Consider the following 17,930-nt stretch of genomic DNA (forward strand, 5'->3'; position numbering starts at 1 on the left):
TCTATTCCTCCTTCCCTGTCAAGAAATAAATCGTATCCAGCTGAAAGGTCTCCGCTGCGGCTTTTACTTCCCCTGCACCGATTTGTTCCACCTCTTCTAGCAGCTGATCCGCTGTCCGTTCTTTTCCTGACAACTGGCGGTTGAAGTCGTAAGAGATCATCTCAAAAGCAGAATCCGGAATCTCGGAAAGCTGATTGCGGATCATGGCTTTGGTCTGGCTTAACTCCAGATCACTGATGTTGCCAGCTTTCATCTCTTCCAATTGTTTCTCTATAATTTCAACAGCTTTGTTGTAATTTTGCGTTTCGATGCCTGATTGTATCGTTCCAATCCCCTTGTGACCGTCATAGCGTGAAGAAGCATAATATGCAAGACTGGCCTTCTCCCGTACATTGACGAAGAGTTTGGAGTGTGGATACCCTCCTAATATTCCGTTGTACATAAGTGCGGACGCATATGTATCGTCCTTATACGTAATTGATGTGCGCAGACCCATGTTCAACTTGCCCTGACTGACATCCAGCTTCTCCTCTACCGTCCTTACCTCGCTGACGGATACTGGAACAAACTTGGAGCTATATAAGCCCACCTCCGACTGAATGCGTCCGAAGTGATGCTGCACAAGCTTTTCAACTTCCTCAGTAGTCGTATCTCCCACTACATAGAGATCCAAAATAGCTCCATCCAGCCATGAATTATAGGATTCGTACAAACTTTTTGGGGTAATCCGGTCCAAATCCGCTCTTTGACCCAGTGGATGAAGACGATAGGGCTCGTTACGGCACATTTCTTCGATACAGCGCTCCGCTGCATAACGAATCTTATCATTTACGATAGATTCCAGCTTCTTGCGCACTGTTTCACGCTCTGTTGCAACATAGGAAGGACGGAAGCTTCCATCCTCGACCAATGGACGGGTCAGGACTTCTCCTAGAAAAGCAAAGGATTGTTCAAGCAAGCTCTCCTGACTCTGCACGAAGGAGTCATTAATGGTGTCCATGCGAAACTGAACAATCTGATAATCGCCTCTTTTATAAATATCAAAACCAAATCCAGCGCCATACAGCTCCTCCAAACGCTCGCGGAATTGAGTAGTCTCTGGGTAAGAAGCGGTACCTCTGCGGAGCACAAATGGAGCAAGTGCTGTAGGGGTGACCGTATCCTCATTAAGTGGGACGCCGGCATAAAGTGAGATGGCGTAGGTCTTGAACGCCTTGGTAGGCATCACGTGAATACGCATACCCGCAACGTTGCCATGCTGAAATACATTATTAGTCAAGTCCAAAACTCCTTTACCGCGTGGATAGTTGCTCATTAACATGTTTATGAATTAATAACCATTCTAAACCATTCCAAAGTAAGGAAGCAACCGGATGCCTCTTCCCGGTTGCTCTCTGGATTTACTTCTTTACTTATCTACATACAGAAAATATGCTGGCCGATAGTCTTGACCTGTGGACGAGTCCAAATCCATTTGGAGGTCGCCGTTTTAGGGTTGAAATAATACAAACATCCACCCGAAGGGTCCCAGCCATTCAGCGCTTGCTGCACTGCTTTTCGTGCCTGCTCATTTGGCTCCAAATAAATCTGCCCGTCAGCTACAGCTGTAAAAGCTCCCGGCTGAAAAATAACGCCAGACGGTGTATTAGGAAAGCTCGGAGATTTTACCCTGTTCAAGATTACTGCAGCAACAGCAACTTGACCTTCGAAAGGTTCGCCTCTCGACTCACCATAGACGGCATTAGCCATGATTTTGAGATCATTTTCTGATAATCCCATCGTATTCCCTGAAGACAGAGACGCTGAATCCGAATTATTGGTTGTATTTGTTTTGTTACCGGTGTTGTTGTTTGCTGTATTATTTCCGGTTGCTGAAGCAGACTCTGTCGGCTTCCAGTTCTTAGTTGCGTTATACAATTTCAGCTTAGTCTTAGCGCCTACGATGCCATCAGACTTCATTCCAAACTTCCATTGAAACCACGTTACTGAATTTTTCGTTTTCGGACCAAACTGACTGTCTATTTTCCCTTCATAAAAGCCCAGATGTTTTAAACGTCCTTGCAACTCATAAACATCCTGACCAGAAGAACCGAGTTTAATCGGAGTCGTGCTGAAGGCAGGCAAGGCCTCTTCTTCAGGATGATTTAGTTCATGGACAAATGACGCAGCAGCACTTTGCTTGGTCTGTACTATGCCATTACCCTGGAGCAACATTCCTGCAAACGGTGCGGCAGCAAGTGCAAGGGTTAAAGAAGCAAAGATCCACAACTTATGTTTCTTCATAGGGGTTCGCTCTACCTTTCTTTTGTGAGTTCTGCATGAATGGCTAAAGTTATTATGACGACTGTCAGGACATCCTATGCATTACTAAAAAAGAAGTAATAGCATTTCATTGTAATTGAGAATGATTATCAACTATAATCGAAATAAGAAAACGTTGGAGTTGATATTAATCATGAATTTAAAGGACCACATGTTATTGTGGAACCACGCATTAATAGAAATTATTGATATACGCCATACTTTTCAACGATCAGGTGATCTGAATTCACATTATCAGCTGCCCTCAAGTGCATTCTTGTTGATCATAAACGGCAAGGCCGAAATACTAATTGACGAGGTCCCGCACGAGATCAGCAACTTTCATATCCTTCATGGTGGAAAAGGAATGAACATTCAATTTTTACGCACGGAGGAACTACTGGAGTATTACTTAATTTTATATAAAGCAAACCTTTCACTCGCCTCACGCAACAATCTAAAAGCAATCATGGAACACAATAATCCCTTTAATCTCCAATATGGATTTACGCCTACTAGTCCACTGCCCTTATTTGATAAGATGGAGAACATGTTTACTGATTGGGGCAAAATAGGGCTTTTGGATCGGCTGCATGTCAAAACACTTTTTTATCAATGGATTTATGAGATGCTCAGGCAGCTGCATACGCTGGAAACACAGTTAATTCAACCTGATCCGCTAGATCAAGCAATTCGCTATATGCAGACTTATTATAAGGAAACCTTCTCTCTTGAAAAATTAGCTAAAGCGGTAAACAGCAGCCCTAGAACATTATCCAGATTATTCAGAACACAGCTGCAGACTAGCCCTGCTCAGTACTTAATCAACATCCGCATGGAAAAATCGAAAATATTGCTCCTGAACACAGAGGCCAGCTTGCATGACATCGCAATTGCAGTAGGTTATCCTGATGGCTATTATCTAGGAAAAATGTTTAAAAAATATTACGGAATCTCCCCTGTCCGATACAAAAATAAAGTTATCACCCAATCCAGTTGGCGTGATATGCCATCTCAAGGTGCACAAATTGACATTGCCCGAACACAACCTCTCCGTTATATTGATTATGATAATCATTATCAATATAACGGAGAAGGGGAATTACCAATGTTTAGAAATGCCAAACCATCATTACTGCTCACCCTGTTATTATGCTTTACCATAGTGTTAAGCGCTTGTTCCACGGGAACCACAAATTCAAATGCATCAAGCAATGGGAAACCCACCCCCTCAGCAGAAACAAGTACAGGGGCAAATACAGACAAAGCTGCTGTCGAAGCACAAACCCGGATAATTTCCACAGTTAAAGGAGACATTGCCGTTCCCGCTAGTCCACAAAGAGTTGTAGTTCTTTATTTGCTCGGTGATGTACTGGCTCTCGGCATTAAACCTATAGGTGTATCCGATGTATCCGAGGGTGCTGCATTTGAAGATGAGCTAAAAGATGTGCAAAAGCTTGGCACCTGGTTTGAGGCTAGCCCTGAAGCAATCCTTGCTCTAAATCCCGATCTTATCATCGTGCCGTCAGAGGAAACTTATGAAGCCCTTCACCAAATTACGCCAACAGTCTTAGTTCCGTATGAAAAAATGTCAACAGAAGAACGGGTGTCCTTTATTGGACAAGTCGTAGGCAAAGAAGATCAAGCAAAAGAATTATTTACTGATTTCCATAAAAAAGTTGAGGTCAGCAAACAAAAGCTGCAAGAAGCTGGTATTCTTGATCACACAATATCCATCATGGAAGGTGGAAAAGACAACAGCATGGCTGTTGTGGCGAGCAAACAATTCGGACGTGGTTCACAAATCATTTATGAATATTTAGGCATGAAGGCGCCGGACATCATTCAACAGAAAATAGATACGGCGACTGGTGCGGATGGGGAATCCGTATCCTTTGAAGTCCTTGGCAAATACAGTGGTGACTATATCTTCCGCTCCTCTTATGATGGTATGGCTGATCTGACCCAAAACCCAATTTGGAACAATATCCCTGCCGTGAAAGAAGGCCGTTTGATGGAGATCGATTTTGGCTTAGGTTATTACAGTGATATCTATTCTCTAAATGTGCAACTGGATTATATTGTTGAAGCTTTGCTTGCTGCGCCAAGAGTCAAATAAGTACTCAAGATACAAAAAAAGAGATGGTCCACTTCATAAAGTGGCCATCTCTTTTACTGTCTATTGAAGGTTTCGACGGGCTTCTCCAGCTTAGGAGCTGATCTTGTTATGCTGATATTGCTCAAGTGACATCAGCACCTCACGCGGCTTACTGCCCTCATAAGGACCGATGACCCCACGAGCCTCCATAGAGTCAATCAACCGGGCTGCACGGGTATAACCGACCCGCATACGACGCTGCAGCAGCGACACTGAAGCCTGCTTAGCCTCTAGTACAATTTGTACGGCTTGCTCGTATAATTCATCCTGTGGCTCCTGATCCTCAGTGATTGTATCATCCACTTCAGGAACGATGGACTCATCGTATTCGGCTTCACCTTGACTGCTGACATATTGAACAATAGTCTCTACTTCTTGGTCACTCATAAAAGCTCCCTGTACACGAATAGGCTTAGATGCGCCCATTGGTAAGAACAACATATCACCTCGGCCTAACAACTTCTCTGCACCGGGCATATCCAGAATGGTACGTGAATCCACATTGGACGATACGCCAAAAGCGATCCGGGATGGAATATTAGCTTTAATTAAACCTGTGATGACATCTACTGAAGGACGTTGTGTAGCGATAATTAGATGAATCCCTGCCGCCCGCGCCATTTGTGCAAGTCGGCAAATCGCATCCTCAACATCATTGGCTGCAACCATCATCAAATCCGCAAGCTCGTCCACAATAACAACGATATACGGTAGAATAGCCGCTGGATTCTCAGCCATTAGCTTATTATAACCTTCCATATTCCGTGTTCCCGATTTGGAGAATAGCTCATAACGCTTCTCCATTTCGACTACGATCTTCTTCAAGGCTAGGCTTGCCCGCTTTGGATCTGTGACAACCGGAGCCAAAAGATGGGGAATTCCGTTATACACATTCAGCTCGACCATCTTAGGATCGACCATGAGGAATTTGACCTCATCAGGTTTAGCTTTGTATAAGATGCTTGTTATAATCCCGTTGATACAGACTGATTTACCGGAGCCAGTTGCACCGGCCACCAATAAATGGGGCATCTTAGCCAGATTGCCGATAATGGTCTGGCCGGAAATATCACGGCCAAAAGCAATCGATAATCTGGATTCAGCCTCCTGAAAAATCTGTGTTTCCATAACTTCGCGCATGGTAACAATAGACACTTCAGAGTTCGGAACTTCTATCCCGATCGCAGATTTACCCGGAATCGGTGCTTCCATCCGAATGTCTTTGGCTGCAAGTGCAAGGGCAATGTCATCCGTCAGATTTACAATACGGCTAACCTTAACCCCAATATCCGGTTGTATCTCATATCTTGTAACAGCTGGGCCTCTTACTACCTCCAGCACTTTAGCTCGTACCCCAAAGCTTTCAAGTGTTGCTTCTAATTTACGGGCTGTCTGCATATAATCATTCTGATCTCCAGCTTTGCCACCATTGTTAGGTTTGGCTAAAAGACGGAACGATGGCAGCTTATATGGCTTCGGTGGCGGTGGTGCTGGAGGAGCGGGAATAATCTCTCCATCTGGAGAAGCACCTAGCAGGCCTTCCAAGTCAATACTTACATTCTCCTCAGACTCATCCGTAGGCTGCTGCTTAACGGCATTAGCTCCGGCTACAGCAGGTTTAGCTGCTTCACCACGAGCTGCGGGTGAGAATTCACTCCACTCTTCCCGATCTTCTTCGTTTAAACCTTCTGAACGGATATGTTCAAAGAAATCTCGAATAATAGGCGTCACAGGTTCAATATCCAGATCCGCATCGTCAAAATCATGATCGATATCCTCTAATGGAATTACACGGCTATCTGGTGTTAATCCCGAAATAATCGGACCGCTCGAAGCACTTGTCACAATTGGACCCTGATCGTCATCCTCAGGATCTGCTTCCACCTGTGAACGCGTGGAACCTGAGAACCAGCCAGATATTTTTTTCAAAAGGACAGGTTGTTTGCGATTAGGCAGATACCGATCGTCTTCGTCTTCTTCATCCTCGTCATCATAGACAGGCTGCTTCACCTGCCGAGCTTTAGCTGGAGCAGACGCTCTAGATGGTCTCGCCGCTACTGGGACCGCCTTCGGGCGATTTGCAGCATGGAGACGAATCCCCTCCACAAACTTAACCGAGCGCACTCGCAAAAGCGTAAAAATCTCTACATATGACAAGTTGGTAATTAGCATAAAGCTGATCGCCAGCATGACGATCATAAGCAGCTTAGCGCCCAGACTGCCAAAAAGCCATAACAGCGCTGCATACTCCAACCCGCCGATGTAACCTCCGCTTATATCCTTACCCAGCATATAGACATTGCTGTCGTTCGAGCCAGGTGAAAGTGATCCCGAAAGATCATTATGTATTTGTGTCATTACATTGCCAGGATGTAACAAAGACAACGGGCCAAGCTTCTGCTCCATTGCAGATATTGTGCTCATAAGGCACATTGACAACAGAAGCAGAAGCACGCCAGTATGCCTGCTGTTCCACGAGGAAGGCCATCTTCGATGGATCATAACCATGAGTCCATAAAAAATGCCGACAAGCGGCAACACAAAATAAAATCTCCCTAATAAGTAACCCGCCATACTTGAAAGTGAGCGCCCTACGGCTGCTTCACCAGACAGTGCAATGACGGAAATAGTTATTAATAAAATTCCATATATTTCATATTTTAAAACGCTGCCGAGCAGCGCTTTTTTCTTCTTCTTTTTTCGTTTAGCCACGCCAGCCACCCCCGGAACAACATTATACCATATAATGGCGTGGCGTACCTATGTTCTCTTTTGTCAGAAATTGAATCTTTATGTTAATGTAATTATCGAACCTGGAGAGAACGCCGGATCTAGATAACGGTTCAGTGGACAATCCAATAATCTCACGATCCGCGCACGCCCTTCCTCCATCGGTTCAACCTGCATCAGCATGCCCTGCACACTCACTTCTCGGGTTGTTGCATAATTGTTAAATGCCCCCTCCCACACCTGTTCCATTGCAACTACTGTGTACAGTGTCATTGCGTAATCCCTCCTGGAGTCGATGCAGAGAAATCCCCGCCGATCATTCGGTTGAGATGCGCTAGAGCCGCTCCGATCCCGCCGACCTCATCCATAAGGCCATATTTAACGGCATCCAAGCCCCCCACAGCCGTCCCGATATCACGATTGAGCTCACCTGTCTTAAACATGAGATCACGGAATTGTTCTTCAGAAATACGCGAATGGGAAGTCACAAATTTAACGACACGTTCCTGCATTTTCTCCATATACTCGAACGTTTGCGGCACTCCGATCACTAAACCATTCATACGAATCGGATGAATCGTCATCGTTGCACTTTCGGCAATAATCGAATAAGTGGAGGAAACCGCAATCGGCACCCCGATACTATGCCCGCCTCCAATGACCACGGTTACCGTTGGCTTGGAGAGGGATGCAATCATTTCCGCAATTGCTAATCCCGCTTCTACATCTCCACCTACCGTATTTAAAATGATAAGCAGACCTTTGATGTTTTTATTCTGCTCAGCAGCCACCAGCTGTGGAATGATATGCTCATACTTTGTTGTTTTGTTCTGTGGAGGCATTACAATATGTCCTTCAATCTGACCAATAATCGTTAAGCAAAAAATATCAGGCTCTCCACTTGGGACTACCGTTTGTCCAAGCTCCTTAATCGCTCCCATTGCAGTGGGCGGCATATTTTCATTAGGATTCGGATTAGTTTCTCCTGGGACAACTTCCTCATTTTTTGCTCCATTTGATCCTTCGATGTAGTTCATCTTCGCAGCTCTCCCTTGTCATATGCAGCTCTTAGTCTGCTGTTGCCTTACTAACAATCCTTAGTATGACATTTCAGGGTGCTGCCTTATGCAATTTTCAGCTTATGAAGTAATTATGACATGCAAAAACCCCTTCTCCCGAGGAAACCGTCCAATATTTCCGGGGAAAAGGGGCTCAGCCCTAGCTATATATTCATTGAAGGAGAAACTCTCCTTACACTTCCATGATAATTGGCAAAATCATCGGTCTGCGGCGCGTTTGTTCATATAAGAAACGGCCCAGCGAATCTTTTACGCTTGTTTTAAGGGAAGCCCACTCATTTACTTTTTCACTCATCAGGCGTTGCAATGTACTGGATACAATTCGGTTAGCTTCGTCGAGCAGTCCTTCGGACTCCCGAACATAAACGAAACCACGTGAAATGATGTCAGGTCCAGAAACAATGGCACCATTCTGTTTGCTAAGTGTAACCACGACAACCAAGATACCGTCTTGAGACAGCAGCTTACGGTCACGCAATACAATGTTACCCACATCGCCTACACCTAGTCCGTCAATCAATACGTTACCAGCCGTTACTTTACCAGCTTTACGAGCGGCACCGCCTTGGATCTCAACAATTTCACCGATTTCAGTGATGAAAATGTTCTGTGGATCTACGCCAACGGATTCTGCCAGCAAAGCATGTTTGCGTTGCATGCGGAATTCACCGTGGATCGGAATGAAGAATTTCGGCTTCATGAGGTTGAGCATAAGCTTAAGTTCTTCTTGGCTACCGTGACCGGATACGTGAACGCCGGAGTTGGAACCGCTGTAAATCACATCAGCGCCAAGACGGAACAATTCATCGATGGTACGGCCTACATATTTCTCATTACCTGGTACAGGTGTTGCCGCAATAATAACGGTATCGCCTGGCAGGATATCTACTTTACGATGACTGGAACGCGCCATACGTGTCAATGCAGACATTGGCTCGCCTTGGCTGCCTGTGCAAAGAACAACGACACGATTAGCTGCCATTCTATTCATTTCTTCCGGTTCGATCAGCATACCGTCAGGTACGTTCAGATACCCAAGCTCAGAAGCGATAGATACAACGTTAACCATACTACGGCCAATTACTGTAATCTTACGACCCGTGGATTCTGCTGCATTAACCACTTGCTGAATACGGTGCACATTGGAAGCAAAAGTTGCTACAACGACACGTTGCTCAGCTTTGCGGAAAATATCTTCCAGCACAATACCGACATTCTTCTCAGAAGGGGTAAAGCCTGGTTTCTCAGCATTCGTACTATCCGACAAAAGAGCAAGCACGCCCTTTTGGCCAATCTCTGCCATCCGATGCAGATTTGCAAATTGACCGTTGACTGGGGTGTGGTCAAATTTGAAATCGCCCGTATGAACAACATTTCCTTCCGGAGTCTCAATGCATACACCCACGGAATCAGGAATGCTGTGATTGGTTCTAAAGAAAGTTACCTTAAGTGAGTTCCCCAATTGAATTTCTGAATCTTCGTTGATCAGAATCCGTTTGGTGTCACCCAGCAGGTTCGCTTCCTTCAATTTGTTCTCTACAAGGCCTAAAGTTAATCTTGTTCCATAGACTGGAACATTCAAATTCTTCAGGACATAAGGCAGACCACCGATGTGATCCTCGTGTCCGTGAGTAAGCACAATACCTCTTACCTTGTCACGGTTCTCTGTCAAATACGAGATATCAGGAATTACGATGTCAATACCGAGCATATCCTCTTCCGGAAACTTGAGTCCCGAATCCACGACTACAATGTCAGCTCCGTATTGAATAACATACATGTTTTTCCCGATTTCTCCGACTCCGCCCAATGCGAAAATCGTCAATTTATCGTTGTTGTTTTTTTTGGACAAATGAATCTAACCCTCCTATGATGTTGGACGTCATACTTTTATTGGTAAATATCGAACTTCGATTATTTCAGCGGCGCTGAACACATTCTTCAAACAGCTAATAACTTCCAATCAACAAGGAAATTCCTGAAATCTGTAAAATGCGCAATGCGAAAGCTCCCGATTCCGGGCAGTAAAGTTCATATTGAAGCGGACAAACGCCGTCAAAATTCACCGTCGCGCCCCTCGCGCGAAGACATGTCATTTATTTAAACAGACTCATCTTGGGACCTATCCTGTCTCACAATGTATTACATTGACGGAAGATTACCGCATATTTAATTTTAACCGCACCCAGTCACTTAAGATCATTATACATGATTTTTTTGGCAAAAGACAAGTCATCCGCCTCGTATCCAAATTCTTTCCTTAAATTCGCCTCAATATTTCAGAAAAAAAATATAAATGCAAAAACCGGCTCCCCCAATAGAGTAGCCGGTTTAGAACGTTCATCATCAATGATTAATTCTTAGTGAAATAGTCCTTCAATAAAAGCCGCTTCCGCTTCCGTTGGCGAAATAAGTGGCAATCTGACTCCGCCCACAGGGATCCCCTTGAGTCCTAAAGCATATTTTACTGCTGATGGATTGGGCAGCGGTTGTGGGCATTCAAACATTCCTTTAAAAATCGGGAACAGCTGGCGATGAATCTCTCCAGCAAGCTGAACATTGCCGGAGGTATAAGCATAAATCATTTCTGACATCTGCGCACCAACCACATGGCTAGATACACTTATAATTCCGTATCCACCAACAGCCAGACTGGCAAGACCCGAGGCATCATCACCTGTATATACACGGAAATCATCTGAACAAGCAGAGGCAATAAGTGTTACCTGATCCACAGACGCGCATTCTTTCGTAGCAATGATGTTCGGAATCTCAGCAAGTCGCAGGGTAGTGGCCACGCTCATACTTACACCTGTTCGACCTGGAACATTATATAGAATCACTGGTAATGAAGTCTCTGAAGCAATCGTGGAAAAATGCTGATAAAGACCTTCCTGATTCGGTTTATTATAATAAGGAACGACCAAAAGCACTCCATCTACACCTATTTTCTCTGCTTCCTTCGTCAGATGAATGGAATGTTTCGTGTTATTGCTGCCAGTTCCAGCAATAACTTTACAACGTCCATTCGCCTTTTCCAGCACAAAAGAAAACAGCTGCAACTTTTCCTCATCGCTTAACGTAGGCGATTCCCCTGTCGTTCCGCAGACAACCAAAGCCTCTGATTTCTGTACCTCAATTAAATAATCGACAAGCTGTGAAGTTACATCCCAGTTGATTTCTCCATCCCCATCAAAAGGGGTTACCATGGCTGTTATTAATCTTCCGAAATCCACTTTGAATTCCTCCTTGTCAGCGGTGCAATTCAAACATAGCATGCAGCGAACGCAAGGACTGCACCATATCTTCTTTTTTCACAAGCACCCATATCGTTGTATTCGAATCTGCGGATTGTAGAATTTGAATGTTTTGCGAGCTAAGCGCCTCAACGATGCGCGCCATAATACCAGGCACACCGTTAATTCCTCCCCCGATAACAGAAACTTTGGCACAACCCGATAAACTCTTAGGTCGCAAACCCAGCTGTTGCAGAGCAGAAATAGCCTTCTCTGATTTGTCATCAAAAACCGTATAAAGAGCTTCCGTAGGTGTTACATTAATAAAATCAACGCTTATCCCGTTATCTGCCATACTCTTAAAGATTTGCAATTGCACTCCGGTTCCGTTACCGTCCGGGCATTCCACAGAAATCTGTGTAACGTTGCTGACATAAGCAATCCCTGTAACGAATCGATCCACAATACCCCCTGCTTGGATATCGTTAAATCCTTCTGGATTCGTAACCAGCGTACCTTCAGCTTCTGAAAAGGTTGAACGAACACGAACTGGAATCTGTGCCTGCATAGCAATCTCAACCGCACGTGGATGAATGACTTTTGCTCCCTGATGAGCCATATTGCAAATTTCTGTATAACTAACGTAAGTTAATGGCTTAGCATCTTCAACGATCCGTGGATCAGCTGTAAGTATCCCGTTAACATCCGTATAAATATCCACCATATCAGCATGAAGAGCAGCACCAAGTGCTGTGGCAGAGGTATCACTACCGCCACGGCCTAAAGTTGTTAAATCACCCGCTTCAGTCTGGCCCTGGAACCCGGTAACAATAACCACTTTATCCTCACGCAGCTCACGGAGAATGCGTTCCGGACGTACATCCAGAATTCTGGCATTGCCATAGTTGCTGTCTGTCAGAAATCCTGCCTGAGCTCCCGTTAATACTGTAGAAGCGATACCTTCATTCTCCAACAGCCCACATAGAGTAGTAGCTGAAATAATTTCACCGCAGCACATCAGGAGATCTTTTTCCCGGTCAGGAAGTGCATCTCCGTTCTGCACGGCCCAATCCAGCAAAGTGTCTGTTGCGTAAGGCTCTCCGCGACGGCCCATGGCCGATACAACAATAACAAGACTGTAGCCACTTGCCAGCTCTCTTTTGACATTGCGGATTACGTGTTCTCTAGCTTGCGGTGTGGATAGCGATGTTCCTCCGAATTTTTGTACCAGAATACCCATGTATAATTCCCCCATTATTATCAAAGCAAACACACTAATCATTCGTGAAAAGATTACGGTACGTGAGCTTATTCGTTAAGTAAGTTGTTAAATGGCTGTACCGCCCTCGAACCTGAGGACGGTAGCAATATTGCTTATATTTTTTTGATAGCAATGAACTTAGCTGTTTCCACTACGTTATCTTGGCACTTCTCATTGCTCATTTGGTGCATCTCCCCTTTTATTGTCCACAACAAAATCAGCCGAGCTCTGTTAATTTTCTATGCTGAATGAAACCGTTCGATGATCATCGGCTGTAGTTGTTTACCTTGCAAAGCGGCATAGCAAGCTTCCGGGATAAGATCCATGCGTGCCACGAGCGAGTTAGGTTTACCCTCAGGGTTATCTTGACCGAATGGTACAAAATAAATATGTTTAGCCACCAGAAGCTTAGCAATATTTGCGGCATTTAGGCCCAATCCATCATTTGTAGATATCGCTAGAACTAGTGGACGTCCGTTGCGCATCTGCGATTTAGCTGCCATTAGCACGGGACTATCCGTCATGGCATTAGCCAGTTTACTCGTTGTATTTCCTGTGCAAGGTGCTATTGTCAGCACATCCAGCAGCTTGGAAGGACCCAGCGGCTCCGCTTCAACAATTGTAGAAATGATATCATTCCCTGTTATATCTTTCAACTGTTTTAACCAATTTTGCGATGTCCCAAAGCGGGTGTCTGTTCCTAGTACAGATGCTGAAACTATAGGTACTACGTTTGCTCCCCCGTCTACGAAGCGCTGAATTTGTGGCATTACCTCAGCAAAAGTGCAATGAGATCCAGTGATCGCATACCCTACTGTTTTTCCGTGCCAATCCATTTTATTCGTCCCCCTTGATTAAAGCCTCGTCCGAAATCGACTGTACCAGCGCATTTGCCATAATAATCCCAGCGCTTTTTGGAGCTACAATGCCAGGGAGTCCTGGAGCCAGCATCGCCTTAATCCCACGTTTTTCAGCATAACGAAAGTCACAACCGCCTGGTGCAGATGCCAGATCAATAATTACGCAATGCGGCGCAAGCCGCGAGAGCACCTGAGCGGTGATGATCATACTTGGTATCGTATTAAATATAAGATCCACATCCGGTACGTGAAGCAGCAGCTCACTGGTCATAAAAGGCTTCCAGCCCATTTCCTCAGCACGTGCATAATGTTCTTGTTTTCTGACACCAACCTTTACACTAGCCCCCAGTCCCTGTAGACTTCGAGCCATTGTAAATCCAGTTCTACCTAAACCAAGCACCATTGATTTCGAGCTGTGAATCGTAAAATCCGTGTTCTGAATAGCCATTACCAACGCTCCCTCCGCTGTCGGGATAGAGTTGTAAATAGCCACATCATCACGATTAAGCAGTTCGATTAACTTTAGTGAGTGCTTGGTACACATCCCGCGCAAGTAACTTTTAGCCATACCGGTATACACTAAACAATCGGATGGCAGCGCAGTGAAATGCTCCTCCAGAATCGTTAAACGCTCAGAAGAAAATAGAGCACTAATATTCCCTTCATCATCACAGCCTACCGTAGGCAACACTAATACATCTGCATTACTTAGCAGCTCTACCGTCAATTGTTCCAGGCTCACCCCTGGGCTAGGGGTCTCCCACTTATCGAACCCGGCAGCGCTTACCGTCGCATCCAATTCCACACATTTCCGAATCACTTCAAGCTGTCTCGCGTCCCCGCCCAGGAACACGATCCTGACGCCAGTAAGCATAGGGATGACGCTCCTTTCAACATACACTATCGACTATAAAGCATCTTATGCTGGGCATAGTTAATGGGTGAAGAGCGGAAATGAAATCCCCGGCACGCATGGCTGATGGCTGATGAGCAGATGGCTTACGGCTGATGAGTTACGGACCGAGATGCAACTATTTGTGTATTTTTTGTCTTTTAGGAGGAGTTTCGGACTGGAGAGCTCTTATTCGACATAAACAGGTTCGATATCAGGTGTTTTTATCCAATAGTGACACTGGGGTCCGAAAACAGCCAAATTAAGAAGATTTGTTGTTAATAAGAGCGCTGAGGTCCGATAGGGGCTTCGTTTTTAATTTGACGGTAGGGTTAGAGTTGTGGCAGAGCGCCAATGAAAATGCTGAGTTTATTCGATGGGGAAATCGGATGTAGTTGGAGTAGCAGATAGCACTTTATAAAATGCTATCTGCATAACAATCGAAGAAAATAATGTTTAATGATAATTAACTCTGCATAACAAAAAAAGCTCACGAATCATGCCTTGGGCATGAATTCGTAAGCTTTTTAAATGAATTATATCAACAATCTTATTTGCCAGTATGACCAAAGCCTCCGGCTCCACGTTGTGTTTCGGACAACTCTTCCACTTCCACCAAATTAACCACTGGAACAGCTTGAAATACCATTTGGGCAATCCGCTCATTGCGAGCGATAGCAAACGGCTCCTGCCCCAGATTGATCAAGAGTACTTTGATCTCTCCGCGGTAATCAGCGTCTATAGTTCCAGGTGTATTCAAGCAGGTAATCCCGTGCTTCAAGGCCAGTCCACTACGCGGACGGATCTGCGCTTCAAGCCCCTCTGGCATAGCCAGTGAAATCCCTGTTGGAATTAAAGCACGCTCTCCTGGTGCAAGTACAATTTCACCCGCAACTGCAGCATAAAGATCATAACCGGAAGCTTGCTCCGACATTTTACAAGGAAGATTTACATCCTCGTTTCCAGTAAGTTTATTGATTTGTACGTAATAAGACAAGATCATCTCTCCTAACATTTGCAATAGCTTTATCTGATGAGCCTACCATCGCTAAAGAAAGCGGCTCCGCGAACATATGGTCCAGCACACTGTTGATATTGTCCATCGTCACTAGCTGAATTTTGGCGATCATATCGTCCAATGTATTATGTCTTCCGAGCATAAGTTCATTTTTTCCGATACGGTTCATTCGGCTGCTAGTGCTTTCGAGACTAAGAATGAGACTGCCTTTAAGCTGCTCCTTGCCTTTTCTCAGCTCATCTTCACTGAGGCCGTTGGTAGCAAGTTCGTACATCATTTCCTTGATTAACTCCATGACATCTTTTGTTTGCTTGGGCGCTGTACCGGCATAGACCGTAAACAGACCAGAATCTGCCTGGGAGCTGTGATAGGAATACACCGAATAAGCTAATCCGCGTTTTTCACGAATTTCCTGGAACATACGGGAGCTCATCCCTCCGCCTACGGCATTATTGATCAGCACCATAGCATATTGCAAGGGATCGCCAGAACGTACGCCAGGCAAGGAAAGACAGATGTGATTCTGCTCTGTTTTCTTGCGGTGAAATAAGAGTTCTCCATAGTAATCTGGTGGAGTCAGCGGTGCACTTGTACCATGATTATCAAAAGAACCAAAATGCTGTTCCAGCAGTTCGATCAATCCATCACTAATGTTGCCGGCTACACTTATAACCGTATTCTCAATCGTGTATTGTTCCTTCATATACGCCCGAAGATCATCCGGCTTCATCTCCATCAGCCGTTCCTTCAAGCCAAGGATGGAATACGCTAGCGGATGGTCCTTGTAGGCAGCAGCACACATCAAATCATGTACAAGATCATCCGGCGTGTCTTCGCACATGGAGATTTCCTCAAGGATGACATTCTTTTCTTTCTCCAGCTCTTCAGCGTCCATCCGTGAACGGAAGAACATATCCGCTAATACATCTACAGCGATGGGCAGATGCTCATCCAGTACTTTAGCATAATAACATGTATATTCCTTTGAGGTAAACGCATTTACATTGCCCCCGATGGCGTCAAACTGCTCAGCAATATCCTTGGCGCTGTACCGATCCGTACCTTTAAAAAGCATATGTTCTACAAAATGGGATATCCCGTTGTTTCCAGGGTGTTCATTCCGAGAGCCTGTCTTTACCCAGATTCCGAAAGAAACGGACCGGCCAGTCGGGATTTTCTCCATTACCACTCGTAAACCATTGGATAACACTATTTTTTCCACTTCAAGTCCTCCTGGCAAATAGCCATGTTCTATCTAATTTAATTACACGTGCCTATAATCCTACCAGAAATACAGCTCTCACTCAACATTAGAGGGGATCAGCCGCTCTGCTGAGAGCGTTTGACTAACTGTACCTAACTGCAACCCTTTTGCTTTGATTCCACGTATCATGGCCCTCAGAGCTTTGGAGGATGAGGCTGTGGGATGCATTAAGACTAGAGTGCCTGGTTCCGCTTTGCTTGTGATTTTGGCAACTACAGATTCAGGAGAAGGATTACGCCAATCCACGGTATCCACGGTCCATAGTACGGTTTTGAGCCCTAAGCTGCCTGCAATTTCTACCGTCTCCTGATCGAAATCACCAGAAGGGGGGGCGAACCATTTATTAGTGACTCCAAGCGATTCCTTTAACAGCTTTTGTGTCTTCTCAATTTCTACAGTAGCTCGTGCACGACTTAAAGTACTCATATTAGGGTGGGTATAAGCGTGATTCTCCATCTCATGACCACGTTTTAGCATTTCTTTAGCCAGCTCCGGGTTTTTACTCAGCCAGCTCCCATCCAGAAAAAACGTAACTTTAACGTTCTCTTCATCCAAAACATCCATCATTGGCACAATGTACTCATTTCCCCACGCCACATTAATCATCAGCGATACCATCGGTTTGGCCGGATTCCCACGATATATGGGTTCAGCTCCCAGTTGATTCAGTGATATCTGTGGTTCAATCTGCCGATACACAAATTTTATAGGTTCTTTTGGCGCCAAAAGAGCATTCCGATATGTACTCTCTACATCAATCTCAAGTCCGTTATAACCCGGAATCGCCTTCCATACCCGATCAACCACGGCATTCACTGGAGGGGCATTAAGTTTGGCTGCGGCGGTCTCAATCCGTGTCCGAAGATCATTGTTCTCCGGCTTAGAAATATCCTTCCACACAGCTAGGTCATCCTGCGGCTTCAATTGCGCAAGCATGTCCTTTACCGGTCCCTGAGTGCTGCCAATTCCTATCACGATCGCAATACAAGCAACCACTAAAGCCACTTTTTCCGTCTTCATGACGACTTCCTCCCCGGCAGAAACGACTTGTAGTCCGTTCCACACGAATACAAAGACACTTTGTCCCAATCTATGAGACAAGAGAGGAATTTATGTCATAAGAACAGAGGC

At 45.0% G+C, this 17,930-nt stretch carries 14 protein-coding genes; 1 reads left to right on the forward strand and 13 read right to left on the reverse strand.

All coding sequences use genetic code 11. The annotated features are described in order from the left end of the window. Position 1: 1 nt before the first annotated feature. Complete coding sequence (gene yfmF, locus NYE35_RS19085; protein ID WP_256717312.1) at positions 2-1,240, reverse strand: EF-P 5-aminopentanol modification-associated protein YfmF; 1,239 nt, start codon at positions 1,238-1,240, stop codon at positions 2-4. Positions 1,241-1,416: 176 nt separating this feature from the next. Beyond that, positions 1,417-2,283 carry a spore cortex-lytic enzyme gene (gene sleB / locus NYE35_RS19090; RefSeq protein ID WP_036688421.1) on the reverse strand — a complete coding sequence of 289 codons (867 nt, stop codon included), beginning with the start codon at positions 2,281-2,283 and terminating at the stop codon, positions 1,417-1,419. A gap of 172 nt (positions 2,284-2,455) precedes the next feature. Between sleB and NYE35_RS19095 the strand changes: the two genes are divergently transcribed. After that, complete coding sequence (locus NYE35_RS19095; RefSeq protein WP_076275234.1) at positions 2,456-4,420, forward strand: ABC transporter substrate-binding protein; 1,965 nt, start codon at positions 2,456-2,458, stop codon at positions 4,418-4,420. A 90-nt stretch (positions 4,421-4,510) separates the two neighbouring features. Here the strand turns inward: NYE35_RS19095 and NYE35_RS19100 are convergent, their stop codons facing one another. The 11 genes from NYE35_RS19100 to NYE35_RS19150 all read right to left on the reverse strand — a co-directional run bounded on the left by NYE35_RS19100 (position 4,511) and on the right by NYE35_RS19150 (position 17,819). Next, positions 4,511-7,171, reverse strand: a complete 2,661-nt coding sequence (locus NYE35_RS19100) for an FtsK/SpoIIIE family DNA translocase (protein WP_341121900.1) — start codon at positions 7,169-7,171, stop codon at positions 4,511-4,513. Between the two features lie 78 nt (positions 7,172-7,249). After that, the gene (locus tag NYE35_RS19105) at positions 7,250-7,462 is read right to left on the reverse strand and encodes a YlzJ-like family protein (RefSeq protein WP_076100399.1); all 213 of its coding nucleotides are present in this window, start codon (positions 7,460-7,462) and stop codon (positions 7,250-7,252) included. After that, positions 7,459-8,226, reverse strand: coding sequence for a ClpP family protease (locus NYE35_RS19110; RefSeq protein WP_076140992.1), 768 nt, complete (start codon positions 8,224-8,226; stop codon positions 7,459-7,461). Before NYE35_RS19110 ends, NYE35_RS19105 begins: the two co-directional genes overlap by 4 nt. Positions 8,227-8,440: 214 nt before the next feature. Next, a complete protein-coding gene (locus NYE35_RS19115; protein WP_036688436.1) occupies positions 8,441-10,120 on the reverse strand; it encodes a ribonuclease J in 1,680 nt (559 codons plus the stop codon). A gap of 508 nt (positions 10,121-10,628) precedes the next feature. Beyond that, complete coding sequence (dapA, locus tag NYE35_RS19120) at positions 10,629-11,504, reverse strand: 4-hydroxy-tetrahydrodipicolinate synthase (protein ID WP_036688439.1); 876 nt, start codon at positions 11,502-11,504, stop codon at positions 10,629-10,631. 16 nt (positions 11,505-11,520) lie between these two features. Next, a complete protein-coding gene (dapG, locus tag NYE35_RS19125; RefSeq protein WP_036688442.1) occupies positions 11,521-12,744 on the reverse strand; it encodes an aspartate kinase in 1,224 nt (407 codons plus the stop codon). 260 nt (positions 12,745-13,004) lie between these two features. Then, positions 13,005-13,601 carry a dipicolinate synthase subunit B gene (locus NYE35_RS19130; RefSeq protein WP_036688443.1) on the reverse strand — a complete coding sequence of 199 codons (597 nt, stop codon included), beginning with the start codon at positions 13,599-13,601 and terminating at the stop codon, positions 13,005-13,007. 1 nt (position 13,602) lies between these two features. Beyond that, positions 13,603-14,499 (reverse strand): dipicolinate synthase subunit DpsA, encoded by an 897-nt coding sequence (gene dpsA, locus NYE35_RS19135; protein WP_036688445.1) that lies wholly within the window; start codon positions 14,497-14,499, stop codon positions 13,603-13,605. A 568-nt stretch (positions 14,500-15,067) separates the two neighbouring features. Then, positions 15,068-15,514 carry a dUTP diphosphatase gene (gene dut, locus NYE35_RS19140; protein WP_170914171.1) on the reverse strand — a complete coding sequence of 149 codons (447 nt, stop codon included), beginning with the start codon at positions 15,512-15,514 and terminating at the stop codon, positions 15,068-15,070. Continuing rightward, a complete protein-coding gene (locus NYE35_RS19145; protein ID WP_036688449.1) occupies positions 15,489-16,757 on the reverse strand; it encodes a M16 family metallopeptidase in 1,269 nt (422 codons plus the stop codon). Before NYE35_RS19145 ends, dut begins: the two co-directional genes overlap by 26 nt. Before the next feature lie 78 nt (positions 16,758-16,835). Next, a complete protein-coding gene (locus NYE35_RS19150) occupies positions 16,836-17,819 on the reverse strand; it encodes a polysaccharide deacetylase family protein (protein WP_341121901.1) in 984 nt (327 codons plus the stop codon). Between the last annotated feature and the right edge of the window lie 111 nt (positions 17,820-17,930).

It is taken from the genome of Paenibacillus sp. FSL L8-0494 (assembly GCF_038003695.1).
Taxonomy (GTDB): Bacteria; Bacillota; Bacilli; order Paenibacillales; family Paenibacillaceae; genus Paenibacillus_AQ; species Paenibacillus_AQ odorifer.